General features: G+C 65.4%; 1 protein-coding gene. It reads right to left on the reverse strand.

The window, feature by feature from the left end; genetic code table 11:
- Nucleotides 1-399: exodeoxyribonuclease III (locus GVL52_RS29885; RefSeq protein ID WP_200848061.1), on the reverse strand; the 399-nt coding region annotated here is incomplete at both ends.

Below are 399 nucleotides of genomic sequence, written 5' to 3' on the forward strand. Positions count from 1 at the left end.
GCCATCGTGCAGGCCCAGCTGCAGCAGCTTGTTCAATGCGCCGCGCTCGGCGGTGGAGGTCAGGATGTGGTTGTCGTTCCACACCGCCGGGTCGTGCACGTCGCGCGCGTCCGGGGCGATGTTGAAGTCGCCCATCACGATCAGCTTCGGGTGGCGCTGCAGTTCTCCGGCGATCCAGGCATGCACCGCTTCCAGCCAGCGCAGCTTGTAGTCGTACTTGTCGGTGCCGATGTCCTGGCCATTGACCACGTACAGGTTGATCACCCGCAGGTCGCCGAAGGTGCCGGCGATGACGCGCTTCTGCTCGTCCTCGAAACCGGGAATGCCGATCTGCACGTCCTGCGCCGGCTCACGCGACAGCAGCGCCACGCCGTTGTAGGTCTTCTGGCCGGCGAACAC

Origin of the sequence: Rhizobium sp. 18055 (assembly GCF_902706285.1) — a bacterium.
Taxonomy (GTDB): Bacteria; Pseudomonadota; Alphaproteobacteria; order Rhizobiales; family Rhizobiaceae; genus Rhizobium.